The 22712-nt window shown below is 73.0% G+C and carries 21 protein-coding genes; 10 read left to right on the top strand and 11 right to left on the bottom strand.

The features are described from left to right. Positions 1–11: 11 nt before the first annotated feature. Positions 12–686, bottom strand: coding sequence for a TetR/AcrR family transcriptional regulator (locus H181DRAFT_RS24445; RefSeq protein ID WP_045866567.1), 675 nt, complete (start codon positions 684–686; stop codon positions 12–14). 147 nt (positions 687–833) lie between these two features. Between H181DRAFT_RS24445 and H181DRAFT_RS24450 the strand changes: the two genes are divergently transcribed. Further along, positions 834–1487, top strand: coding sequence for a TetR/AcrR family transcriptional regulator (locus H181DRAFT_RS24450; protein WP_045866568.1), 654 nt, complete (start codon positions 834–836; stop codon positions 1485–1487). Positions 1488–1526: 39 nt separating this feature from the next. Here H181DRAFT_RS24450 and H181DRAFT_RS24455 read toward each other — a convergent pair whose 3' ends face one another. After that, entirely contained in the window at positions 1527–2255 is a 729-nt protein-coding gene (locus H181DRAFT_RS24455) for an ABC transporter permease (protein WP_045866641.1), read from the bottom strand. Positions 2256–2328: 73 nt separating this feature from the next. Then, positions 2329–3321 (bottom strand): ATP-binding cassette domain-containing protein, encoded by a 993-nt coding sequence (locus tag H181DRAFT_RS24460; protein WP_254666959.1) that lies wholly within the window; start codon positions 3319–3321, stop codon positions 2329–2331. Positions 3322–3421: 100 nt separating this feature from the next. Here H181DRAFT_RS24460 and H181DRAFT_RS24465 point away from each other — a divergent pair, with 100 nt between their 5' ends. Further along, positions 3422–4189, top strand: a complete 768-nt coding sequence (locus tag H181DRAFT_RS24465; protein WP_045866570.1) for a TetR/AcrR family transcriptional regulator — start codon at positions 3422–3424, stop codon at positions 4187–4189. A 121-nt stretch (positions 4190–4310) separates the two neighbouring features. Here H181DRAFT_RS24465 and H181DRAFT_RS24470 read toward each other — a convergent pair whose 3' ends face one another. From H181DRAFT_RS24470 to H181DRAFT_RS24485, 4 genes are all read right to left on the bottom strand, one after another. Further along, a complete protein-coding gene (locus H181DRAFT_RS24470; RefSeq protein WP_045866571.1) occupies positions 4311–5396 on the bottom strand; it encodes a Zn-dependent alcohol dehydrogenase in 1086 nt (361 codons plus the stop codon). Positions 5397–5541: 145 nt separating this feature from the next. Further along, complete coding sequence (locus H181DRAFT_RS24475; RefSeq protein WP_045866572.1) at positions 5542–6960, bottom strand: aldehyde dehydrogenase family protein; 1419 nt, start codon at positions 6958–6960, stop codon at positions 5542–5544. A gap of 130 nt (positions 6961–7090) precedes the next feature. Continuing rightward, entirely contained in the window at positions 7091–8365 is a 1275-nt protein-coding gene (locus H181DRAFT_RS24480; protein ID WP_045866642.1) for an MFS transporter, read from the bottom strand. 89 nt (positions 8366–8454) lie between these two features. Beyond that, positions 8455–10902 (bottom strand): molybdopterin oxidoreductase family protein, encoded by a 2448-nt coding sequence (locus tag H181DRAFT_RS24485; RefSeq protein ID WP_078895938.1) that lies wholly within the window; start codon positions 10900–10902, stop codon positions 8455–8457. A 235-nt stretch (positions 10903–11137) separates the two neighbouring features. Here H181DRAFT_RS24485 and hmgA point away from each other — a divergent pair, with 235 nt between their 5' ends. From hmgA to H181DRAFT_RS24500, 3 genes are all read left to right on the top strand, one after another. Continuing rightward, a complete protein-coding gene (hmgA, locus tag H181DRAFT_RS24490; protein ID WP_078895939.1) occupies positions 11138–12544 on the top strand; it encodes a homogentisate 1,2-dioxygenase in 1407 nt (468 codons plus the stop codon). 82 nt (positions 12545–12626) lie between these two features. Next, positions 12627–13388 (top strand): GntR family transcriptional regulator, encoded by a 762-nt coding sequence (locus tag H181DRAFT_RS24495; RefSeq protein WP_045866573.1) that lies wholly within the window; start codon positions 12627–12629, stop codon positions 13386–13388. Between the two features lie 151 nt (positions 13389–13539). Further along, complete coding sequence (locus tag H181DRAFT_RS24500; RefSeq protein ID WP_158715464.1) at positions 13540–14775, top strand: type ISP restriction/modification enzyme; 1236 nt, start codon at positions 13540–13542, stop codon at positions 14773–14775. Between the two features lie 144 nt (positions 14776–14919). Here the strand turns inward: H181DRAFT_RS24500 and H181DRAFT_RS24505 are convergent, their stop codons facing one another. Beyond that, on the bottom strand, positions 14920–15186 hold the full coding sequence (locus tag H181DRAFT_RS24505) for a hypothetical protein (RefSeq protein ID WP_045866575.1): 267 nt from the start codon (positions 15184–15186) through the stop codon (positions 14920–14922). Between the two features lie 242 nt (positions 15187–15428). Here H181DRAFT_RS24505 and H181DRAFT_RS24510 point away from each other — a divergent pair, with 242 nt between their 5' ends. From H181DRAFT_RS24510 to H181DRAFT_RS24520, 3 genes are all read left to right on the top strand, one after another. Further along, positions 15429–16580 (top strand): DUF5925 domain-containing protein, encoded by a 1152-nt coding sequence (locus tag H181DRAFT_RS24510; RefSeq protein ID WP_045866576.1) that lies wholly within the window; start codon positions 15429–15431, stop codon positions 16578–16580. A gap of 233 nt (positions 16581–16813) precedes the next feature. Next, on the top strand, positions 16814–17389 hold the full coding sequence (locus H181DRAFT_RS24515; RefSeq protein ID WP_045866577.1) for an NADAR family protein: 576 nt from the start codon (positions 16814–16816) through the stop codon (positions 17387–17389). Positions 17390–17652: 263 nt separating this feature from the next. Continuing rightward, on the top strand, positions 17653–18282 hold the full coding sequence (locus tag H181DRAFT_RS24520) for a hypothetical protein (protein WP_052708707.1): 630 nt from the start codon (positions 17653–17655) through the stop codon (positions 18280–18282). A 109-nt stretch (positions 18283–18391) separates the two neighbouring features. On the opposite strand, the gene H181DRAFT_RS24525 is transcribed toward H181DRAFT_RS24520, so the two are convergent. The 3 genes from H181DRAFT_RS24525 to H181DRAFT_RS24535 form a co-directional block, all read right to left on the bottom strand. Further along, positions 18392–18763, bottom strand: coding sequence for a GntR family transcriptional regulator (locus H181DRAFT_RS24525; RefSeq protein WP_045866578.1), 372 nt, complete (start codon positions 18761–18763; stop codon positions 18392–18394). 162 nt (positions 18764–18925) lie between these two features. Next, positions 18926–20122 carry a MarP family serine protease gene (locus H181DRAFT_RS24530; protein ID WP_045866579.1) on the bottom strand — a complete coding sequence of 399 codons (1197 nt, stop codon included), beginning with the start codon at positions 20120–20122 and terminating at the stop codon, positions 18926–18928. A gap of 197 nt (positions 20123–20319) precedes the next feature. Continuing rightward, positions 20320–20826: a MarR family winged helix-turn-helix transcriptional regulator gene (locus tag H181DRAFT_RS24535; protein ID WP_045866580.1), complete on the bottom strand. Its 507-nt coding sequence runs from the start codon at positions 20824–20826 to the stop codon at positions 20320–20322. A 157-nt stretch (positions 20827–20983) separates the two neighbouring features. Between H181DRAFT_RS24535 and H181DRAFT_RS24540 the strand changes: the two genes are divergently transcribed. Beyond that, complete coding sequence (locus H181DRAFT_RS24540; RefSeq protein ID WP_045866581.1) at positions 20984–21559, top strand: DoxX family protein; 576 nt, start codon at positions 20984–20986, stop codon at positions 21557–21559. A 177-nt stretch (positions 21560–21736) separates the two neighbouring features. After that, positions 21737–22567 carry a dioxygenase family protein gene (locus H181DRAFT_RS24545; protein WP_199810846.1) on the top strand — a complete coding sequence of 277 codons (831 nt, stop codon included), beginning with the start codon at positions 21737–21739 and terminating at the stop codon, positions 22565–22567. The last annotated feature ends 145 nt before the right edge of the window (positions 22568–22712 follow it).

The following is a 22712-nucleotide window of genomic DNA, read 5'->3' on the forward strand; positions in this document are numbered from 1 at the left end:
GGGCCGGCGGCTCACTCCGCCGGCGCGGGACCGGCCGGCCCCGTGGACGCGACCATGCGCAGCACGAGGTCGGCATAGAGCGCGCCGATCTCGTCGGGCGTCCTGCGGCCCGCGGGGCTGTACCAGCGCGCGACGTCGATGCACAGCGACATCACGGCGAGCGTCGTCCCGCGGATGTCCGCCACCTCGAACTCGCCCGAGGCGCGGCCGCTCTCCAGGATCCCTCGGAGGATCTCCTCGCTGCGCCGGCGGAGCCCCACGATCTCCTCGTAGTGCTCCGCGCCGAGCGCCGCCAGTTCGTACTGGACGACTCGGGCCGTCGTGTGGTGCTCGGCGTGCCACCGCACGAACGACCGGACCGCCTGCGCCAGCCGGACGGCGTCCCCGCCGCCGCTGCCCGCGGCCTCGGCCAGCACGTTCACCGACCGCTCGTGGCCGACCTTGCTGATCTGGAAGAGCAGCTCTTCCTTCGTCTTGTAGTGGATGTAGAGCGCGGCCGGGCTCATGCCCGCGCGTCCCGCGATGTCGCGGGTGGTGGTGGCATGGAAGCCCCGCTCGGCGAAGGCCTCCACCGCTCCGAGCAGCAGGCGCCGGGCGGCGTCGGGGGTGACGCCCTCGAAGGACTCGTCGGTCCGGACCGGCTCCCCTTCGGCCTTCGCGACCGGGGATCCCGTCTCCGCTGCCATCGCGTCCCGCCCTTCCCTCGACCGGCGAACACCATACAACGGGCCCTGAGCAGATGCTTAGGTCTCGTGCGAGGCGGTCGGAGGCCCGTGGCGGGCACGGCACTAGCGGCGCTAGTTTCCGTTCCGGCTCGCTCTACCATGAGGGCCATGGCCCGACCGCCGAAGCCCCTGCTGAGCCGTGGACGCATCGTCGAGTGCGCCCTCGCCCTCGTGGACGCCGAGGGCCTGCAAGCGGTCTCCACCCGGCGCCTCGCCGCGGAGCTGGGGGTCAGCGGGCCGTCCCTGTACAACCACTTCCGCAACAAGGACGAGATCCTCGACGCCGTCGCGGACACCGTGTGCGCGCAGGTCGACGTGTCGATGTTCTCGGACGGCACCGAGTGGCGTCAGGCGCTCCTCGACTGGGCCCGCTCCTACCGCGCCGCGCTCTCCGCCCACCCCAACATCGTCCCGTTCCTGGCCCAGGGGCCCGGCCGCCGCCCGAGCCAACTGCGCATCGCCGACGCGGTGTTCGGCGGGATGACCGACGCGGGCTGGCCCAAGGCCCAGGCCACCCACATCGGCGCCCTGATGCGCTACTTCGTGGCGGGCTCGGCGCTCGGCTCGTTCGCCCGGGGCTTCATCGACGACGAGGAGATCTACGCCCGCGACTACCCGCACCTCGACCAGGCGCACCTCCTGGCGGAGCACCGGCAGCAGGTGGACGAGGGCGCGTTCGAGACCGGTCTGCGCGCGCTCGTCGACGGCCTGGCCGCACGCCATCCGGGAGGAGCGGCCGCCTCCGCGCCGGGCCCGGCGTGAACCGGGCCCGGCGCGGCCTCTTCAGGCGGTACGGCCTCTTCAGGCGGTGCGGCGGCGGAAGAGGACCGCCGCCAGCACGACGGACACCACGGTGACACCCGCACACCAGGCCGCGGCCGACGCGGCGTCCGCGCCGGCCGGAGCGCCGTGCAGCAGGGCACGCAGCGTCTCGATCACCGGAGTCACCGGCTGGTTCTCGGCGAACCCCCGCACCCAGCCCGGCATCGTCTCGACGGGCACGAAGCCGCTGCTGGCATAGGGCAGGAACATGATGGCGAAGCTGAACCCGCTCGCCCCCTCGGGCGTGCGTGCCAGCAGCCCGAAGACCGCGGCCAGCCAGGACAGGGCCCACACGAACATCACCAGCACGCCCGCCGCCGCGATCCATCCCGCCGCGTCCGCCGCGGGCCGGAACCCGATCAGGAACGCCGTGGCCAGCATGAGCGCCGACGCGCAGCCGCAGCGCACCAGGCTCGAGACGACGTGCCCCGTGAGCAGCGAGCCGCCCGCCACGCCCATGGAGCGGAAGCGGTCGACGATGCCCTCCTTCATGTCCCGGGTGACGCTCGTGGCGGTCAGCGCGGAGACGAAGCCCGTGCACACGAGCAGCACACCGGGGAGCACGAAGTCCACGTACTGCTCCGTCGGCGTCCGGATCGCCCCGCCGAACAGGTAGACGAACATCAGCATGATCAGCACGGGCAGGATGAGCGCGGTCAGCAGCCCGTCGATCTCCCGCATCGTCAGCCTGACGCTGCGCTGCGACATGGTGGCGGTCTCCCGGAGGAGCGCCGGCAGCCGGGCGGTGCGGGGGCGGGCGGGCACGCGCGGTTCCGTCAGCTCAGACACGGGCCGCCTCCCCGCCGGTTCCGCCGGATTCCCTTGCCCGGGCGTCCGCGACGGAGGCGGTGGTGCCGCCCGTCAGCGAGATGAACACGTCGTCCATCGAGGGCTCGTGGACGGCGAAGCGTTCGACGAGGTCGCACGCCGGGTCCAACTGGTGGAGCAGGCGGCGCACTTCGGCGGCCGTGCCGTCCGTCGCGACGCTCAGCCCGAAGTCGCCGGCGTCCGCGTGGAGCGCCCTCGGCCCCAGGGCGGCCCGCAGCCGGCCGAAGGCAGCGGGCCCGGACGCCGTGAGGTCCACCCGGCCTCCGCCCACCCGCTGCTTGAGCTCCGCCGGAGTGCCTTCCGCGACGATCCGCCCCCCGTCGAGCACCGCGACCCTGCCCGCGAGGCGATCGGCCTCCTCCAGGTACTGGGTGGTCAGGAGCACCGTCACGCCGGAACGCGCGAGCTCCGAGATCACGGACCACATCGTCTGCCTGCTGCGCACGTCGAGTCCGGTGGTCGGCTCGTCGAGGAAGACGACGGAAGGATCGCCGACGAGTCCGGCGGCGATGTCGAGCCTGCGGCGCATGCCGCCCGAGTAGGTACCGACCCTCCGCCCGGCGGCCTCGGCCAGGTCGAACTGCCCGAGCAGCTCCGCCGCGCGAACCCTCGCCCCGCGGCTGCTCATGCCCGCGAGCCTCGCCATCATCCGCAGGTTCTCGGCACCGGTCTGAAGGTCGTCGAGCGCCGCGTACTGCCCGGTGAGGCTGATGCTGCGGCGCACTCCGCCGCGTTCCCGTTCCACGTCGTATCCGGCCACCCTCGCGCGCCCGGAGTCCGGCGGACTGAGCGTCGCGAGGATGCGGACCATCGTCGTCTTGCCCGCGCCGTTCGGTCCGAGCAGCGCGGAGACGCTGCCGGTCCGCACCGCGAGGTCCACCCCGTCGAGGACGCGCACCGCTCCGTAGGACTTCGTCACGCCCACCGCGTCGATCGCCGTGTCCAACGAGCCCACCCCCTTTCTGCGTATCGGATACGCATTAACTACTGTGTAGGCTATACGCAGAAAAGGACTTGTCAACGTCCTCCACGGATCGATCGGGGCCATGAGCGAGACCACGAGGACCGGGCTGCCCGCCAGCATCGAGCTGGCGTGGGGCTTCCGGGAGCAGCCGAAGAAGGGGCCCAAGCGCGCGCTGACACTCGGCGAGATCATCGACGCCGGGGTCGCGGTCGCCTCCGCGGAGGGACTCCGGGCCGTCTCGATGAGCAGGGTGGCCCAGGAGCTCGGCGTCGCCACCATGTCGCTCTACCGCTACGTCAAGGCCAAGGACGAGCTCGTCACGCTCATGGCCGACGCGGTGTTCGTTCCGGTTCCGGCGGTGCCCGAGGACGGGGACTGGAGGGCCGGGCTGACCCGCTGGGGCGCGGAGTACATGGCGGCCGCCCGGCGCCATCCGTGGTCCGCGGAGGTGGCCATCAGCGGCCCGCCCATCGCTCCGAACTCGGTCAGGTGGATGGAAGCCGGGCTGAGGTGCCTGCGCGCGGCGGGACTCGGACCGGGCGAGCAGATGGCCTCGCTTCTCCTCGTCAGCCAGTACCTGCGGAGCCAGGCCCTGCTGGAGAGCCAGCTCGACGCGGCCATGCGCGCGAGCGGGCACACGGACGAGACCCTCCTGCACGGCTACAGCCGGCAACTCGCCATGCTCACCGGCCCGTCGGAGTTCCCCGCACTGCGCGGGGTCCTGGATGCCGGAGTCTTCGACGGGGCGGCCGCGGACGCCGACGAGGACTTCCACTTCGGCCTCGGGCGGATCCTGGACGGCATCGAGGTGCTCGTCACGGGGCCGGCGCCCGACGTGAAGGACCGCTGACCGCCGGCGCCGCGCCCCTCACGGAAGCCGGACGTCCGCCCACCCGCCCGGAGGAGGCACCGGTGAGGGGTGAACGGACGTACGCGGCAAGGCCGTTACCCGGTCGGCGGCCGTTGCCCGGTCAATCGAAGACCACCAGGGCGCGTCCGCCGCGTCCCGCCAGCATCGCGTCGAAGGCGGCGGGGATGCCGTCCAGGCCGATGCGTTCGGTGACCAGGGCGCCCAGGTCGAGCCGTCCCTCACGCACGTGGTCCGCCAGCACCGGCACGTCCAGGGCGGGGTCGCAGTTCCCGTAGACGCAGCCCGTGAGCGTACGGGCGAAGTGGAAGATCTCCAACGCGGAGAACTGCACCTGCTGTTCCTTGCCCCCGATGCCGACGACGGTCGTACGGCCGCCGCGCCGCGTCGAGTTCCAGGCCGCGCGAATGGTCTCGCCCCGTCCCACGCATTCGACCGCGACGTCCGCGCCGAATCCCCCGGTGAGCCGCCGTATCTCCTTCGCCGTCGTGTCGGAGGCGATCAGGTACTCGTCCGCGCCCGCCCTGCGCGCCAGCTCCTCCTTCTCCGGCGAGACGTCGACCGCCACGACCGTTCCCGCCCCGGCCAGCTTCGCGGACTGGACGGTGGCGAGGCCGACGCCGCCGACCCCGAAGACCGCCACCGACTCGCCGCCGCGTACGCGCGCGCTGTGGTGCACCGCGCCGTACCCGGTCAGAACCGCGCATCCGAGGAGTGCGGCGTCCGTGAGGGGGACTCCCCCGGGGAGCGGCAGCAGCGCGCCCTCCGGTACGACGGTCTCCTCGGCGAAGACGGCCGCGCCCAGGCCGGGGTACAGGTCCTCGCCGCTGGAGGTGCGGGCGTGGGGCACCGTGGTCCCGGCGTTCGCGTTCATGCACAGCCACGGTTCGGAGAGCCGGGCGCAGAAGTGGCATTCCCCGCACGACGGCGCCCAGTTGAGGATCACGCGGTCGCCCGGCGAGCAGCTCTCCACGCCGTCGCCGACCGCGGCGACCGTGCCGGCCCCCTCGTGTCCGAGGACCGCCGGCACGGGCTGCCGCAGCGTGCCGTTGGACAGGGACAGGTCCGAGTGGCACACGCCGGCTGCGGCGAGGCGGACCCGCACCTGCCCGGGCCCGGGCTCGGGAAGGTCGATCTCGGTGATGTCGAGGGGGGCTCCGACGGCGGGGAGTACGGCGGCGCGGACCATGGGGGAAGCTCCTGGCGTGAGGGTTGGGCTCGGGCTGACGGCGGACGGGCGGCGGGCGGACCGGGCGGCGGAGGACGGAGCGCCGAAGTGCGGGCGGTCTTCCGGGAGTCGGGCGGACGGGCCCCGGCACGCCCGCCCGGCTCCCTCACAGCTGCAGCGACTTGGTCTGCAGGTACTCCCCCAGGCCGTACTTGCCCAGCTCCCGGCCGACCCCGGACTGCTTGTAACCGCCGAAGGGGGCCATCGGGTTGAAGCGTCCGCCGTTGATGTCCACCTGTCCGGTCTCCAAACGGCGGGCGAAGGCCACGGCCTCCTCCTCGTCCTCCGACCAGACGGCGCCGGCCAGTCCGTAGACGGTGCCGTTGGCGATCCGGAGGGCGTCCTCGGTGTCCTCGTACTTCAGGATGGAGAGCACCGGACCGAAGATCTCCTCCTGCGCGATCGCCATGCCCGGCGTCACTCCGGCGAAGACGGTGGGCCGTACGTAGCAGCCCCGCTCGAACCCCTCCGGGGCGTCCGGTCCTCCGGCGACCAGTTCCGCGCCGTCCTCGACGCCCCGCTCGATGTAGCCGCTGACCCGGTCGCGCTGCTTGGCGTTGACGACCGGCCCGACGCGCGTCTTCTCGTCCGCGGGGTCGCCCGGGACGTACTTGGCGACGGCCGCGGCGGCGAGCCGCACGGCCTCGTCGTAGTGGGCGGCGTCGACGAGCATCCGCGTCCAGGCGCTGCACGTCTGGCCCGAGTTGGCCATCACGTTGGCGACTCCCACCTTGACTGCCTTGGCCAGGTCGGCGCCGGGGAGGATGACGTTGGCCGACTTGCCGCCCAGTTCGAGCGCCACGTTCTTGACCGCCCCGCCCGCGGCGGCGCCGATGCGCCGGCCCACGGCGGTGGACCCGGTGAACGACACGAGATCGACGTCCTCGTGCTCTGCCAGGGCCTGCCCGGCCACGGGGCCGAACCCCGTGACCAGGTTGAACACGCCCGCGGGCACGCCCGCTTCGTGCACGGCCTCGGCGAACAGCTGGGCGACGAGCGGGGTGTCCTCCGCCGGCTTGAGCACCACGGTGCACCCGGCGGCGAGGGCGGGAGCGACCTTGGCGACGACCTGGTGGAGCGGGTAGTTCCACGGCGTGATGGCGCCCACCACGCCGACCGGCTCGTGGAAGACCCTGGAGTTGCCGATCTTCTCCTCGAAGGCGTATCCGGCCGCCAGTTCCGCGTATCCGGCGCAGACGGCGACGGGCACTGCCGCGTGCACGGCGTGCGAGAAGCCGATGGGAGAGCCGAGTTCGGCGGTGACGGTCTCGGCGATCTCCTCCCGGCGCGCCTCCAGCGCGGCGTGGAGTGCGCCGAGACGGGCCGCGCGTTCGGAGGGCGGGGTCGTGGACCATGCGGGGAACGCCGCGCGCGCCGCCGCGACCGCGGCCGCCACGTCGTCCGCGTTTCCGGCGGGGACGGTGGCGATGAGCGAACCGTCGGCGGGATTGGTCACCTCGATCGTGCCGGGCCCTGCCGCGGGCCGCCATGCGCCGTCGATGTACATGCCGTCGTGTGCCTGCATGGACCCAAACTAGCGCCGCTAGTTTGAGGTGTCAGCAGGACGTCACGTGCCGTGGCTCACGTACGGGCGGGCCCCGTCCCGCGGCCGGCCCCTCTGCGGCTGCGGGGCACTCGGCCGGCGCGCGGGCCGCTCACCCGGTGCGCGCCCCGGCGTCCGCGCCGCTCCGCTCGCTCCCGCCCCCGTCCGCCGCGCCGGGCGCCGGCAGCGACGGAGCGGGCGCCCTCGTCGCCGCGGCGGTGACGGCCGCGCCCAGCAGCAGCGCCCCGAGCAGCACGAAGGGCGCCGCCGCACCGGCGGCTCCGGCGAGCAGCCCGGCCCCGGCGGGTGCCCCGACCTGACCCAGCCGGTTGCCCGTCAGCCGCAGCGCCAGCGCCGTGGAGCGCGCCCGGTCGGGAGCGGCCTGCACGACCGTGCTCATGGTCAGCGGCTGGCCCACTCCGAGTCCGAAACCCAGCACCAGCAGCGCGAACGCGAGCGCCCACACGGGCATCGGGACGGCGAGCAGAGCGCACAGCAGACCCGCGGCCACGCAGCTGGCGACCAGCAGCATCTGCCGTCCCAGCCAGGCCGTCATCGACGGCAGGGCGACGCGCGACACGACGGAGGCGGCGGCCCGCAGGCTCAGCAGCACACCGACGACGCCGGGGGCGATGCCCCGCTCCTCGCCCAGCACGGGCAGGTAGGCGGTGAGCACGTCCGTCGTGGAGAGCACGGCGAGTGAAGTGAGGATCCCCGCGGGAACTCCGCGCGCCCGCAGGATGCGCACCACCGGCACCGGGCTGCCGCTCTCCGCGAGCCCGCCGTCCCGCCCGTCGTCGCGGCGGCGCGCCCGCCGGCTCCCGCGGGTGGCCCGCGGCTCCTCGATCCGCCACAGCGTCGCGTACGCGCAGACGCTCGACGCGCCCGCGGCGAACAGCGCCACCGCACTGCTGTGGCCGCTGAGCCAGCCGGAGGCCCCGCCGCCCACCAGCCAGCCCGAGAGGACAGGTCCCGCGAGCTGGCCCATCGAGCCGCCGATGGTGAAGTAGCTGAAGTTGCGGTCGTGTTCGTGCGGTGCGCTCTGCCGTGCCACCAGCGACTGCGCACCGATCACGAACACCAGGTGCCCGAGGCCCAGCAGCGCGCTCCAGGCGGCCAGCAGCGGCAGCGAGGGCGCCGTCCCGGCCAGCGCGCATCCGGCCGCTATCAGCGCGACGCCGGCCGGCAGCAGCGGCCCGCACCGGCCCCGGTCAGTACGCCGGCCCAGCGGTACGGCGACGGCGAGGGGAAGCAGCGCGAAAGCCGCCGTGACGACGCCGACGGCGCCGGCGTCCGCGCCGAGTCCGAGCGCGTGGTACGAGACGGCGGGCCGTCCCATGCACACCGCTCCCTGCGCGAAGGCGAACGAGACGACCAGCCGCAGCAGCCAGCGGCCGGGCGCGGCGCGGGTGCCGGCACCGTCGCTCGTCTCCTGGCTGCTGCCGTCGCCGGTGCCGCTGGCGCCGCCGGTGCCGCTCACGTACTCCCTGCCTCCGGTGGCGGTCCCGGAGCCTGGACCGCCGCGGCGCGGGCCCCTCCCGCGTCCCCGGCCGACCCGGACGCCCCGGCAGCGGCCCCGGCTCCCTTGGCGTCTCCCGCGCCGGCCCCTGTGGCGGCCTCGACCCGCACAGGGAAGCCGTTGAGCACGGCGGTCCCCGACAGCGGGTCCAGCAGCGTCCCGTCGAGGAGCTGGTTGACGTTCACGCCGGGGTCGGCCGCGGCCACCCGCATCCGCGTGCCGGGACGGTCGTGGCCCCAGCCGTGCGGCAGGCTCACGACGCCGGCGCGTACGGCCCCGGTCACCTCGACCGGGACGGTCACCTCTCCCCCGGCGCCGGTGACGCGCGCGGGGGCACCGTCCTCCAGCCCTAGGCGGTCCGCGTCCGCCGGATTGACCTGCAGGAGACACCGGTTGGTGCCGCCGCGCAGCGAACTGACGTTGTGCATCCAGCTGTTGTTCGACCTCAGATGGCGCCGTCCCACCATGACGAGGCTCTCCGGCGACGCCCGCCGCCTCAGCGCCTCGCGCAGCCGGGCGACGTCCTGCGCCAGCGGCGGGGAACACAGCTCGACCGTCCCCGACCGGGTGCGCAGCACCTCGGGGAGGCGCGGGCGGAGCGGTCCGAGGTCGATGCCGTGGGGATGCGCGAGGACCTTCTCCAGCGACAGGCCGCCGGGGCGGGAGCCGAAGCCCTCCCCGTACGGGCCGAGCCGCAGCATCATGTCCAGCCGCCGCTCCACGCCGTCCCGCCCGGTCAACTCGGCGGCGAGCAGCGCGGGTTCGCGGCCGTGGACCGGTGAGCCGGGATCGGCCGCCGCCTTGCGCAGCGTCCGGTCGACGACCGCGGCGTCCACCGACTCCGGTTCCGCGCCGGGCTGTCCGCCGAGGCGGAGCAGGAGCCGCGCCATGATCTCGCTCTCGGTCTTCTCGCCGTCGCCCGGTTCCACGACGGCCCGGGTGTAGCGGACCTGGTTGCGCACGGGCAGCGCGTTGAAGGCGAAGTCGAAGTGCGCGGTACGGCTGGGCCGGGCCGGCGGCAGCACGACGTGCGCGTGGCGGGTGGTCTCGTTCAGGTACGGGTCGAAGCTGACCATGAACTCCAGCTGCCCCAGCGCCTGTTCGAGCCCCTCGCCGTCGGGTGCGGAGAGCACCGGGTTGCCCGCGACGGTGACCAGTGCCCGCACCCGCCCCTCCCCCGGCGTGGTGATCTCCTCCGCGAGCGCCGCGGCGGGCAGCTCGGACTTGGCCTCCGGATGCCCGCTCACCCTGCTGCGCCAGCGCCCCAGCTCGAATCCCTTGCCGCGTCCGGAGGTTCGCGAGGGGCGAGCGGTCGCCGAGAGGGGGAACATGGCGCCGCCCGCCCGGTCGAGGTTGCCGGTGAGCACGTTGACGACGTCCACCAGCCAGTTCGTGAGCGTCCCGAACTCGACGGTGGAGGAGCCGACCCGCCCGTAGACGGCGGCGCTCGGCGCGCGGGCGACCTCCCGCGTGAGGGAGCGGATCTCCCCGGCCGCCACGTCGCACGCGCCCTCCACGGCTTCCGGCGTGAAGTCGGCGGCGAGCGCCCGTACTTCGTCGACGCCGCTGAGGTGCTCGGCGAGCGGGCCGGCGTCCACCAGGTCCTCGTCGAAGAGCACCTGGACCATGGCCATCAGCAGGAACGCGTCGCTTCCGGGGCGGATGGCCAGATGCCGGTCGGCGAGTCGCGCCGTACGCGTGCGCCGCGGGTCGACGACGGTCAGCCGTCCGCCGCGCCGCCGCAGCCTCTTCAGCCTTCCGGGGAAGTCGGGGACGGTGGCGAGCGAGCCGTTGGACTCGACCGGGTTGGCGCCGAGGATCAGCAGATGGTCCGTACGGTCCACGTCGGGCACGGGGATGGCCTGCGGATCGCCGAAGAGCAGCCCGCAGGAGACGTGCTTCGGCATCTGGTCGAGGGTGCTGGCCGTGTAGAAGTTGCGGGTGCGCAGCGCGGCGAGGAGCAGGGGCGGGTAGAGCGCTCCGGCCATGGTGTGGACGTTGGGGTTCCCCAGGTAGAGGGCCACGGCGTCCGGGTTCCCGCCGGCGAGCACGGCGCCGAGTCCGTCGGCCGCGGCTGCGAACGCCTCCTCCCAGCTCGCCTCGGCGAGGACGCCGTTCGCGTCGCGTACGAGCGGCCTCGTCAACCGGTCCGGGTCCGCGTCGAGTTCACCGAAGGTGGCGCCCTTGGGGCAGACGAATCCCTGGCTGAAGACGTCCTCGCGGTCTCCCCGCGCACCGGTGATCCGCCCTCGGCTGACCGTGACGGACAGGCCGCAGGTCGCCTCGCACAGGGGGCAGATGCGCAGGGCCGAGACCGTCCCGGCGGGGTCGTGGCCCGCCTCGGCGTCCCGATCGGACGGGGTGTTCGACGGGACGCTCACCCCGGGTGTGCCGGTCGCGGACATCGCACTCCCTCTGACGGTGGTGTCACTCCGTGCCACGCACTGTAGGGCCTGCCCCGGTGCACTTCACAGACCCTTCGGAGAACGTGACGGGGGTTGTCGCTGCCGCAACATGCCGGTACGCGCGGACGTCGGCAGGGCGAACCCGCCGTAGCGAGGCGTGATTGACGCGACGGGCGGGCATTCCTATGGTCATACGCAGGAATACAGGGGGATCGATGAGCGGCGGGAGCGTGTGATGGGCCTCGACACCGGTCTGAGCAGCGGAACCAGCGACCAGGACGGCCGGCACGGACAGGAGGGCGCCGATCCCGGGCACGGCCGGGACCGTGAACGGGCACGCAAGACCGCGGAGGGCCTGACGTACCTGTCCGGCTTCGGCAACGAGCACAGCAGCGAGTCCGTGCCCGGGGCGCTCCCCGTGGGTCGCAACTCACCGCAGCGCGCGCCGCTCGGCCTCTACGCGGAGCAGCTGAGCGGTACGGCGTTCACCGAGCCCCGCGCCAGCAACCGCCGCTCGTGGCTCTACCGCATCCGGCCCTCCGCGGCTCACCCCCGGTTCGAGCGCGTCGGCAACGGAAGCTGGCGCAGCGGGCCCTTCACCGAGACGGCGGCCGACCCCAACCGGCTGCGCTGGAACCCGCTTCCGGACCCGCCGCAGGGCACCGACTTCGTCGACGGCGTGTGGACCCTGGGCGGCAACGGCGACGTGGCGCAGCGCTCCGGCATGGCGGTCCACCTCTACGCCGCGAACGCCCCGATGACGGACCGGGTGCTGTGCGACTCCGACGGCGAGCTGCTGATCGTCCCGGAACGCGGGGGCCTGCTGCTGCGCACGGAGTTCGGGCTGCTCAGCGCGGAACCCGGCCACGTCGCACTGATCCCGCGCGGGGTGCGCTTCCGCGTGGAGCCGCTGGAGGAGTCCGCCCGCGGGTACGTGTGCGAGAACTACGGGCAGCCCTTCGTCCTTCCGGAACTCGGCCCCATCGGCGCCAACGGCCTCGCCAACCCGAGGGACTTCATGGCACCCGTCGCCGCCTTCGACGAGCAGGAGGCGGACCGCCCCGTCCAGGTGATCAACAAGTTCTGCGGCAACCTCTGGGCCGCCGACTACGGCCACTCGCCGCTGGACGTCGTCGCCTGGCACGGAAACCACGTCCCGTACGTCTACGACCTGCGGCGCTTCAACGTGCTGGGCACCATCAGCTACGACCACCCGGACCCGTCCATCTTCACGGTGCTCACGTCGCCGTCGGACACCCCGGGCCTCGCCGGCGTCGACTTCGTGGTCTTCGCGCCGCGCTGGCTGGTGGGCGAGGACACCTTCCGTCCGCCCTACTTCCACCGGAACGTGATGAGCGAGTACATGGGCCTCATCGAAGGCGCCTACGACGCGAAGGCCGAGGGGTTCGTGCCGGGAGGCGGCTCGCTGCACAACATGATGTCCGCGCACGGACCGGACCGCGAGACGTTCGAGCGGGCCAGCGCCGCCGAGTTGAAGCCGCAGAAGATCGACGACGGCCTGGCGTTCATGTTCGAGACCCGCTGGCCGGTCCTCCCCACCGCGCAGGCCCTCGAAGCAGGCCACCGGCAGTCCCGTTACGACGAGGTGTGGCAGGGTCTTCAGCGCAACTTCCGTCCTTGATCCGCACCGAGGCGGGGACCGGTCCGCGGCCGCGGCCGGAGCACCGGCCCCCGCCCGCGGCCGGAGCACCCCGGAGGGCACCGTGACCGTCTTCGCTCCCGACTCGCTGGAACTGAACCGCAAGTTGCCGCTGTGGTACCAGGTTTCGCAGTCGCTGCGTGCCTCCATACTCGGCCGCCCCCCGGAGGCTCCGCTGCGCCTGCCGACCGAGGAACGCCTCGCCCAGCACTACGGAGTCAGCGTGCTGACGATGCGTCAGGCACTGAAGGAGCTGGAGAACGAGGGGCTGATCTCCCGGCACAGGAGACGCGGCACGTTCATCGAGCCCGACGCCCGCAGGTCCCGGCCGGTCCGGCTGCTGGGCTCGGTGGACACCATCGTGGCCCAGCAGTCCGGGGAGCGTACGACGCTGCTCGGCCACGGTCCGGAGGCCGTGCCGTCCGAACTGGCCGAGTACTTCCCGCAGATCGCGCGGACGACCGCCTACCGCAGGCTCCGGCACGACCCGGACACCGGTGAGGCGACGAACTGGGCCCAGAACTTCATCCACCCGGGGACGGCTCCGCGCGTCGATCCCGCGGACCTCGAACGCGGCTGGCCCATGACGAAGGTCCTCCGCGACCGTGCCGGCGTACGGATCAGCCGGATCACCGACACCGTCGAGGCGCGCCTCGCGGACCCCGAGACGGCGCGGCTACTCGAAGTGCCCCTGCTCAGCCCGATCATGCACTACACGGGGGTCACCTACGACCAGGACGGCGTGGTCGTGGACGTCGCACTGATCCACTACCGCGGAGACCGCTTCTCCTTCTCGGTGACCGTGGAAGCCCAGCTCGGCAACTGAACGCCCCCGCAAGGGCGTCGGCACCCCTACGGGCGACGGGCGCGGGCCACCCATGACGGCTGTCAGCCCGCGCTCGTAGCATCGAGCGGTGAGCGCAGACCGGCCGGACTCCGAGGACGCACCTCTCGACGCACCCCTGCTCGACGAGGTGATGCCCTGGTCCGTGCCGCCGCTGCGGCTGGGGAGGACCTGGGTCCGCGCACCCGATCCGGCCTGGCTGAAGGCCCGCTGGACGGCGCTGACGCGCACCGAGGACGAGGACGAGCGCGCGGCGCTCTTCGAGGCGAGCCGGTCGCGCACGCCGCGCAGCGCCGTCGCGCCGCTGCCCGGCCGTCCCGCGCCGGAACACCTCCTCGCACACGAGCGCGGGGGCTGCCCGGCGCCGGTGCGGGTGCTCCACGGCCCGTACGACCAGCAGTGGCTGATCCCGGACAACCGCCTCATCGACGGCGCACGCGCCCAGTTGTGGCGGGTGAGCGACGCGCATCAGACGCACCTCGTCGAGACCGGTCACGATCCGGGCCGGTCCGGGCCTCTGCTCGCCTTCACGGCCCTGCTGCCCGACGGCCACTCCCCCGCGGGCCGGTCCGGCCGCATCCGGCCCCTCCACCGGCGCCCCGGCGGCCTCGAACCCAACGTCCTGCCCGGGCTGCTGGACCACCTCGCGAGCCGGCTCGGCGTCGCGGTGGAGGCGGAGGACCTGCTGGCGTGGATCGCCTCCGCCGTACGCGCGGGGCCGGAGGGCCGGGCCGTTCCTCTGACGTCGGACGCCGCCCTGTGGGAGCGGGGCGTGTCCCTGGGCCGGCGGGCGCTGTGGATCCACACCCGGGGAGCACGCTGCGGGCCGGGCCCCGGCGGAGCGGCCGGGCCCAGGCTGCCGGGGGGCCAACGTCCGTACGTCCGCGCCCCGTTGCCGGCCGTCTGCGAGCCGCAGGACGTGGCCTACGACGCCGCGGAACGTGTCCTGCGGGTGGGCGAGGGGCGGGTGGGCCCCGTGGACCCGGCGGCGTGGGAGTTCGAGACGGGCGGGGTGAGGGTGGTCGAGGAGTGGTTCTCGCAGCGCGCCCGGCCCTCGGCCCCGGGGACTCTGGAGGCGCTGCGGCCACGAGGACGGCCTCAGGAGTGGGCGTCGGAACTGCTGGAGCTGATCACGGTGCTGACGATGCTGGCCCGGCTGCGGGCCGGGCAACGGGACCTGGCTCAGCGGCTGGAGGAGGAGCGGGCGCGCAGGAGCGCGAAGAAGCCCGTGGAGGGAGCCGGTTCGGGCATCGGGCGGGCGGAGCTGGAGGAGGCGGGGCTGTTGCCGCCGCCGGCGGCGGCCCGCCGCCCTGCCTCCGTGCTCGATCTCACCGAAGAAGGGCCCGGGGGCCAACTCGCACTGCTGTGAAGGCAGTTGCGTGAAGCAGTTGCGGCCGGGCGCGGGAAGCGCCCTCTGCGGGGCGCACCGGATGAGGGCCGGGCGAACGAACTGGGACGGCAGCCGTACGACGGCCACCGTCCCGGAGCGCAGGGGAGGTCTGGGAAAGCTCTCTCAGCCGCGCCCACCGAACAACGTGCGGCGCAGCTTGCGCAGTGGTGCGAACAGCGAGACGCGCGCACTCCGGCTCGTGGTCCGGTGCCGCGCGGCGTCACGTCGCGTGATCTCACGCATCAGCGTCGTCGCCTCTTCCGTCTGGCGCTGCGGCACGGCGGGACCCGCGAGCACAGACAGATGCCGGTCGAGACGCGAACTCGTCGCGCCCGTACCGCATTTGATCGCAGGCACTCGCGCCCTGCCGCTCACTGTTATCTGTTCCATGACACTCCCCACCCGTACGAGGGCACTCGGCCCGGGCAGAGTAACCCTATCGCCCGACCGCTACTCGCGTGTATCCCGGTCACAGGATTCACCTGCCCCACAACGGCGTTGACGAACACCGCACGCGCCACCCGAGTCCGATCGGTCCCGCTCCGGCAGCGTTCGTCACAGCCGCGGGGGCGGCGCCGAACCGCCCCGAAACCTGCGTGCGCATGCGCCGGTCTTGCCGGATCATGGCGTCCATGTCAGTCGACCGCCGCCCGGCGCACCTCAGCACCGACAGTAGCGAGGCGACCGCCGTACCGGCCTCTCCCGAGGCCGCCCTTCCGGTACGGCTCAACTTCGGCCACACGGATTCACCGTCCGACGTCATCGACGCGTTGCTCCTCGGCCGCTTCACCAGCGGCGAGCAGCCGTTCTCGCGCAGCCACTCCGTCAGCCGCGTCAAGAAGGGCCGGACACTGCTGCCCCCGGGGGCGACCGTGCTGCGCGAGGCACGGGCCGACGGGCAGCACGCGGTCCTCGCCGAGGGCGAGGGCTGGACGGCCGCGGTCTCCCGCTGGAACCAGGGCGCGGACGTCACGTTGACCGCCGTGAGCGACGAACTGGCGGAGAAGCGCCTCAAGGAGGCCGTCGACGGAGCGGAGGACGAACCGGAGCCGCAGTCGGACAAGGTGTCGATGGGGTTCTGGTACCACTCCCCGATGCGCGGTCCCCGCCGCTCCACCCGGTCGATCACGGCGGCGACATGGAAGGAGGTCCGCCCCAACTACACGGCACGGGTGGCGGACGCCATGGACTCCCTGATGGAGATCACGCCCGACGAGATCTCCGGACGCCTGCTCCTCCTGCACGGCCCGCCGGGCACCGGCAAGACCTCCGCGCTGCGCACGCTCGCCCGCGCGTGGCGGGAATGGTGCCAGGTGGACTGCGTCCTGGACCCGGAGCACCTGTTCAACAACATCGGCTACCTGATGGACATCGCCATCGGCGCGGACGACTCGGAGGCGGAGCAGCAGCGCTGGCGGCTCCTACTGCTGGAGGACTGCGACGAGTTGATCCGCGGCGAGGCCAAGCACGCGGCCGGCCAGGCCCTCTCGCGGCTGCTCAACCTGACGGACGGGCTGCTCGGCCAGGGCCGCAACGTCCTCGTGGGCGTCACGACCAACGAGGACCTGGAGCGCCTGCATCCCGCGGTGGTGCGCCCCGGACGCTGCCTCGCCCGCATCGAGGTCGGCGCCCTGGAGCGCGAGGAGGCCGTCGAATGGCTCGGCACCCCGGAGGGCGTGGGCCGCGAAGGGGCGACCCTCGCGGAGCTGTTCGCGCTGCGCAACGGCGTCTCCCCCGCGTCCGTGCAGCCCACCGACGCGGCAGGCCCCGGCCTCTACCTCTGACAGGTATCCGTGACCGGAATCCGTGACAGGCGCCCGCACACGCCGGGTATCGACATGCGGACATGTCGTCGGCGTCGTCGGCGGCGCGCGTGGGCAGAAGCAGCGTCTGCCGATCCGCGCGAAACCACCACGCAGGTCGGACGGCACGGGAGCCCGGGCAGCGCGCCGTGCGTGCCGTACGTGCCGGCGATAACGAGTCGTGCGATGTCGGTGGCCGCTGCCAGAATCTCCGCATGGTCGATAACGTCGCGGAACTCGTGGAGCGCTCGGCGCGGGGTGAGCGCTTCAAGTACCTCTACTTCTGGGGACATCAGCCCCTCCGGGACGGTGGTGCCGGCAAGGGCTGCCTGAGCCAGTGGTGGCCGGCTCCTTTCACGGCCGAGGGCGTCGAGTACGCCACGGCAGAGCACTGGATGATGGCCCGGAAGGCCCGCCTCTTCGGAGACGCGGAGGCGGAACGCCGCGCGGTCGCGGCCCCCGGCCCTCGGCAGGCCAAGGCGGTGGGGCGCAAGGTGAAGGGCTTCGACCAGGAGGTGTGGGAGCGCGAGCGCTACGGCATCGTCGTCGAGGGCAACGCGCGGAAGTTCGAGCACCACGCCGAACTGCGCGAGTACCTGCTGGGCACCAACAGCCGCGTCCTGGTGGAGGCGAGCCCGCTGGACCGGGTGTGGGGCGTGGGTCTGCCGGCCGACGACGAGCGGGTCCGTGACCCCGCGCAGTGGCGGGGGCTCAACCTGCTGGGCTTCGCGCTGATGGAGGCCCGCACGAGGCTCCTCACGCGGACGACGCCGCAGTCCTCACCTTCCTGACCCCCGGACGGGCGGGATCGCGAACCGGCGGGACCGGCAGGCAGGCAGACACGTGTGATCTGCGCGGTCCGCCTGCTCCACGGGACACGACGCGCGGCCCGGGCGGTGGACCTGTTCAGGCGGCGCGGTGCCCGACCGGGCGTGAGCGCTGGGCAGTTGAGCAGCACTTCGCCCCCTTTTCACCTTCCGTGGCGGTACAACCCTTCAGCGGCTTCGCATGTCTGATGGGGCGACAGTACATATACGGGGGAAAGGTCCTGAACATGCGCATGCAGTCATCCCGTCCGGCCCTGGCCGGCACGCTCGCGGCCGTGGCGGCCCTCGGCCTCACGCTGGCGGCGAGCGGCCCGGGAGCCGCCGCGGAGCCGGCGAAGAAGACCCGGGCGCCCGGCTTCCTCGCACCCGGAGACCTGCCTCCGCACTCCTCCTCGGCCTGGTTCGCGGGGAAGGTCACGTCGGGCCTGCCCGAGCAGCCGTTCTGCGTCGACGGCGCACTGCCCTCGGCAGGCAGCCACCACCGCGAGTACCACACGGAGTTGGACACCAACGCGACGCAGATCAGCGTCGTCTCCCGGAACGCGGCGGCCGCGGCGAAGCTGGCCCGCTCCCTGGAGAAGAGGGTCGCCGCCTGCGCCGCGGACTGGCTCCGGGAGACACCGGGCGGCACGGCGTCCTGGCAGAAGTACGGCAAGGTGGCGGCCGGCGACGGCGCCCGCGTCTACGGGGTGCATGTCTCGGTGCCCGAGTCCGAGCCGAGCGTGCACCTCTTCGGCGTCGGCCGCAGCGGGAGGACCGTGACCGTCGTCCGCTGGGGCGAGATGGGCGACCTCGGACAGGCCCCCGTCCCCGCTTTCAAGCAGACGACGAGGACCGCCGTCGACAAGCTCGACTGATCCTCGGCAGACGGGAGTTCGGAACTCCGGCCGCCCTGCGAACCGCGCCGCCGGGTATCCCCCGGCCCGACTCCGCCCGTCCCGGACCGGGCTCCGGCTCCGGATCCGATCAGTCGTACGTCGCGCGCAGGGCGTCCTCGACGGCGGCGAGTGCGGCTCCACGGTCCAGGCCGAGGCGCCGCACTCGCCGTACGTACGACTCCGCCGCCTCCGCCGCCTCCCTGGCCGCCGCGTCCCCGGCTGCCGCGACGAACGTGCCGTGCCGTCCGCGCGTCTCGATGACGCCGTCGGACTCCAGCGCGCGGTAGGCCTTGGCGACGGTGTTCGCTGCGAGACCCAGCTCCTCGGCGAGGCCGCGCACCGTCGGAAGCTTGTAGCCCGTGGGCAGCTTGCCGCTGCGCGCCTGGTCGGAGATCTGGGAGCGGAGCTGCTCGTAGGGGGCGTCCGGCACCCCGGGGTCGATGGCGATCTGCAACGGCACGTGGTCTCCGGATCTGTCGGGGCGGGCACGGAAGCGCGGTGCCGATTCTCCCCCAGGCGTCCGGGGCCCCGGACGCGGCCGCCCCCGGCGCGGTCTCCGTGCCGTACGGAGCGGTGCCGTACGGAGCGGTGTTGTGCGGAGAGCCGTGCTGCGGCTCCGGTCTCAGAGCGCAGCGCGGTTGCCGGTGTCCACCGGCTGGTTGTTGTGAATGCCTCTCTGGGCGTGCCCCTTGACCTGGTCGGCCGTGAGGGCGTATCCGGTCCCCGCGTCGCTGGTGGAGCGGGCGAAGATGACGCCGAGCACCTTGCCGTCCTTGCTCAGCAACGGGCCCCCGGAGTTGCCCGGACGGACGGTGGAGCGGATCGCGTAGATGTCGCGCGTACTGAGGTTGTCGCCGTAGATGTCCTGGCCCTGCGCCGTCACCCGCTGCGCCACGGCGGCGGCCCGCAGGTCGAGGCTGCCGTTCTGCGGATAGCCCGCGACGACGCCCGGAGCTCCGCGGGAGGCGTCGCCCGCGAACTCCAGCGCGGGTGCCTGCAACCCTGGTACGGCGAGGACGGCCACGTCGGTCGCGGAGTCGAAGACCACGACCCGCGCCTCGTACCGTGTGCCGACGCCGCCGACGCGCACTGTCGGTTCGTCGACACCGGCGACGACGTGCGCGTTGGTCATCACGTGCTGGCTCCTGTAGACGAAGCCGCTGCCCTCCTGCCCGCGCGCCCCTCCTTCGACGTCGGCCACGCCCTCGACCTTGACGGTGCTGCGCTTTGCCGCCTCGGTGGCCGCTCGCGTGACGGAGTCACCAGAGGGTTTCGCGACCGTGGCTCCCGGTTCGTTCTCGAAGGGGTTGAAGACAGGGGGGAACCCGGCGGTGGCCAGCGCTCCCGCGGCGTCGTTGAACCATGTGGATGCCTGGTCCGGCATGCGGTCCTGCACCATGCCGAGGATCTGGGAGCTGCGGATCTCCTGGTTGAGCACGGGCGAGGGCGAGACGGCGAGGGCGCTCGCGGCGACCCAGCCGACGACGAGGACCGCGGCCGTGTTGACGGCCACTCCCCCGGCCCCGTCGGCCCAGCGCACCGGCGTCCAGCTCATGGAGCTGCGCAGGCGCCACCCCAGCGGGGAGGCGACGGCTTGGCCCACGGCGGCCGGCACGAGCACGGTCAGCAGCGCCACGACCGTCGCCTCGGTGGTGCCGGGCGCCACCTTCTTCAGGACGAACGGCAGGAGCCACACGCCGACCACGGCCCCGCCCACGAATCCGGCGAGCGAGACGCAACCGGCGACGAGTCCGCGCTGGTAGCCGGAGACGGAGAAGACCACTACCGCGAGCAGCAGCAACACATCCAGCAGGTTCACCGTGCACCCCTTCCGCCTACTCGCCCGGTCTGCTCGCGTCCGCTCCCTTCCCGCGCACGCGCCTGCGATTGTGCCCTGACCGCCCTTGCGCTTTCCCTATGTTGTTGAACACAACGCCGATCAGCGCGCGGTTGGTTCCAGAACCGGACAGGTTCGGGACGTTTCGCGGCGGATCACGGCAACTGCACCACTGCCGCTCACTCGCCCTGTTCATCACCCCTGTCCGGCCCGGACGCCTCTGCCTCCCCGTCGGGATCGAGCCTGCGGGCGACCCGCCCCAGCCCTTCCGCGAGAAGCTTCAGCTCGGCTCCGTCGAGCACGTCGATCAGAGCCTCCCGCACGGCGGCGACGTGACCAGGCGCGGCCTCCTCCAGCACGCGCCGGCCCTCGTCCGTGAGCACCGCGTAGACACCGCGCACGTCGGTGGGGCAGGAACGGCGGCGCACGAGGCCGCGCTTCTCCAGCCGGCCGACCTGGTACGTGAGGCCGCTCTTGGAGGTGACCACGTTCCGGGCGAGTTCGGTCATGCGGATCTCCCCGCCGGGCGCCTCGCCGAGGTGGACGAGGATCTCGTACTGCGGGTGGGAGAGGCCGCTGCCCTCCTTGAGCTGCTGCTCCAGGTGGTGGCCGACCCGGTTGCTCGCCAGCAGGAAGCCCTGCCAGGCAGCCATCTCGCGTGCGTCCAGCCACCGGGGTTCGTTCATGGAACCATCCTAGGGTTGTTCAAATTCGAATCACCGGATAGGGTCGACGAGCGAGTTCAAATTTGAACTACTGCCCTTCCCCGACCCCGGCACCCCGCCGGCGGCACAAGGCGCGGGGCAGGTCCGGCGCACCGATGACGACCAGGGAGTTCACGGGATGACATCCCCTCAGACCGCCTTCAGCGACCCGTCCGCCACCGCTCCGGCCTCCCCGGCCCGCCCGGCCGGACGCCCCGGCACGGAAACGGAGCACGCCCACGGAGCCGGGCTGCTGGTGCTGCGTCTCGCACTCGGCCTGACGATGGCGGCACACGGCGCGCAGAAGCTGTTCGGCTGGTTCGACGGGCCCGGGCTGGAGGGCACAGGCCAGTTCTTCGCGTCCTCCGGTTACCCCGCGCCGGAGGCGATGGCGCTGGTCGCGGCGCTGACGGAGACACTCGGCGGCCTCGCCCTCGCGCTGGGGCTGCTCACCCCTCTGGCAGGCGCGGCCGTGCTCGGCACGATGCTCAACGCGCTCGCAGTGAGATGGGGCGGCGGCTTCTTCGCATCCGAAGGAGTCGAGTACGAGGTGCTGCTCGCGGCAGGTGCCGCCGCACTCACCCTGACCGGCCCGGGACGCTACGCGGTCGACCGCCTGCTGCCCGCGCTCCGCACGCACAGCCTCTCCCGGGGCGTCGCAGCTCTCGTGCTGGGCGTCGTGACGGCCGCGGTCGTCCTGCTGCTCCGGGGCTGAGACCCCCTGCCCGTCCACCGCACGATCCGGTGCCCCGGCCCGTCCGCGCTCCGGCCGGGGCACCGTCCCCGAGAAGGCTGAAACGCCATGACTCACCCGCAGCACAGGGCCGGCACGCACGACGCGCCCGCCCGCGCCCCCGGAACCGCCGCGCAGGCGGACGCGGGAAGCGTCCCGATGCCGGTGCTCTATCTGAGCCACGGCGCGCCGCCGCTGGCCGACGACGCCCTGTGGACGTCCCAACTCGCCGCGTGGAGCGCCCGGTTGCCGCTGCCCAAGGCCGTGCTCATGGTGTCGGCGCACTGGGAGTCGGCTCCCCTCTCCCTCTCGGCGACGCGGACGCTGCCGCTGGTGTACGACTTCTGGGGCTTCCCGGAGCGCTACTACCAGGTGCGCTATCCGGCGCCCGGTGCTCCCGGACTGGCCGCGCGCGTACGGGCGCTGCTCGCCGGCTCCACCGTCCACGAGGACTCAGGACGAGGACTCGACCACGGGGCGTACGTGCCTCTCGTCCAGATGTACCCGGACGCCGACGTGCCGGTGCTGCAGATGTCGATGCCCACGCTCGACCCCGAGCAGTTGCTCCGGATCGGCCGCAGGCTCGCCCCTCTGCGGGACGAAGGGGTCCTCATCGTCGGAAGCGGCTTCTTCACGCACAATCTGAACGGCCTGCGATGGGGCAGCGGCGTCGACGAAGCCCCCGGCTGGTCACGGGAGTTCGACGACTGGGGCCGGGAGACCCTCGCCCGCGGCGACGTGGACGCCCTGCTCGACTTCGAGCGCAAGGCTCCCGCGGGCCGGATCGCCCATCCGCGCAGCGAGCACTTCGCGCCGCTGTTCGTCGCGCTCGGCGCGGGCGAGGCCGACATCGGCGGAGCCCGCACCGTCATCGACGGGTTCTGGGCCGGACTGGCCAAGCGCTCGGTGCAGTTCGGCGGGACCGCCCCGCCGGGCTCCCTGACGGCGGGCGGTGCGGCCCGTCCCGGCGCGGGGACGCCCCAGCTTTAACCGACCGTGAGCCGTCCCTTAAGCGGACCATAAGGATGGGCAGTTGAAGGCTCCGACTGCTGAAACAGCAGCTGAGCGGCGCTAACTTGCAAGTGGCCCCGGCCTCCGTGCCCCCACGGGGAGGCCGGGGCCGTATGCGTCAACC

It is taken from the genome of Streptomyces sp. WMMB 714, assembly GCF_900090125.1.
Taxonomy (GTDB): domain Bacteria; phylum Actinomycetota; class Actinomycetes; order Streptomycetales; family Streptomycetaceae; genus Streptomyces; species Streptomyces daqingensis.

Coding starts and splice junctions, on each gene's coding strand:
- H181DRAFT_RS24445 (WP_045866567.1), bottom strand. CDS start 686: ATGGCAGCGGAGACGGGATCCCCGGTCGCGAAGGCCGAAGGGGAGCCG.
- H181DRAFT_RS24450 (WP_045866568.1), top strand. CDS start 834: ATGGCCCGACCGCCGAAGCCCCTGCTGAGCCGTGGACGCATCGTCGAG.
- H181DRAFT_RS24455 (WP_045866641.1), bottom strand. CDS start 2,255: ATGTCGCAGCGCAGCGTCAGGCTGACGATGCGGGAGATCGACGGGCTG.
- H181DRAFT_RS24465 (WP_045866570.1), top strand. CDS start 3,422: ATGAGCGAGACCACGAGGACCGGGCTGCCCGCCAGCATCGAGCTGGCG.
- H181DRAFT_RS24470 (WP_045866571.1), bottom strand. CDS start 5,396: ATGGTCCGCGCCGCCGTACTCCCCGCCGTCGGAGCCCCCCTCGACATC.
- H181DRAFT_RS24475 (WP_045866572.1), bottom strand. CDS start 6,960: ATGCAGGCACACGACGGCATGTACATCGACGGCGCATGGCGGCCCGCG.
- H181DRAFT_RS24485 (WP_078895938.1), bottom strand. CDS start 10,902: ATGTCCGCGACCGGCACACCCGGGGTGAGCGTCCCGTCGAACACCCCG.
- hmgA (WP_078895939.1), top strand. CDS start 11,138: ATGGGCCTCGACACCGGTCTGAGCAGCGGAACCAGCGACCAGGACGGC.
- H181DRAFT_RS24500 (WP_158715464.1), top strand. CDS start 13,540: ATGCCCTGGTCCGTGCCGCCGCTGCGGCTGGGGAGGACCTGGGTCCGC.
- H181DRAFT_RS24505 (WP_045866575.1), bottom strand. CDS start 15,186: ATGGAACAGATAACAGTGAGCGGCAGGGCGCGAGTGCCTGCGATCAAA.
- H181DRAFT_RS24510 (WP_045866576.1), top strand. CDS start 15,429: ATGTCAGTCGACCGCCGCCCGGCGCACCTCAGCACCGACAGTAGCGAG.
- H181DRAFT_RS24515 (WP_045866577.1), top strand. CDS start 16,814: ATGGTCGATAACGTCGCGGAACTCGTGGAGCGCTCGGCGCGGGGTGAG.
- H181DRAFT_RS24520 (WP_052708707.1), top strand. CDS start 17,653: ATGCGCATGCAGTCATCCCGTCCGGCCCTGGCCGGCACGCTCGCGGCC.
- H181DRAFT_RS24535 (WP_045866580.1), bottom strand. CDS start 20,826: ATGAACGAACCCCGGTGGCTGGACGCACGCGAGATGGCTGCCTGGCAG.
- H181DRAFT_RS24540 (WP_045866581.1), top strand. CDS start 20,984: ATGACATCCCCTCAGACCGCCTTCAGCGACCCGTCCGCCACCGCTCCG.
- H181DRAFT_RS24545 (WP_199810846.1), top strand. CDS start 21,737: ATGCCGGTGCTCTATCTGAGCCACGGCGCGCCGCCGCTGGCCGACGAC.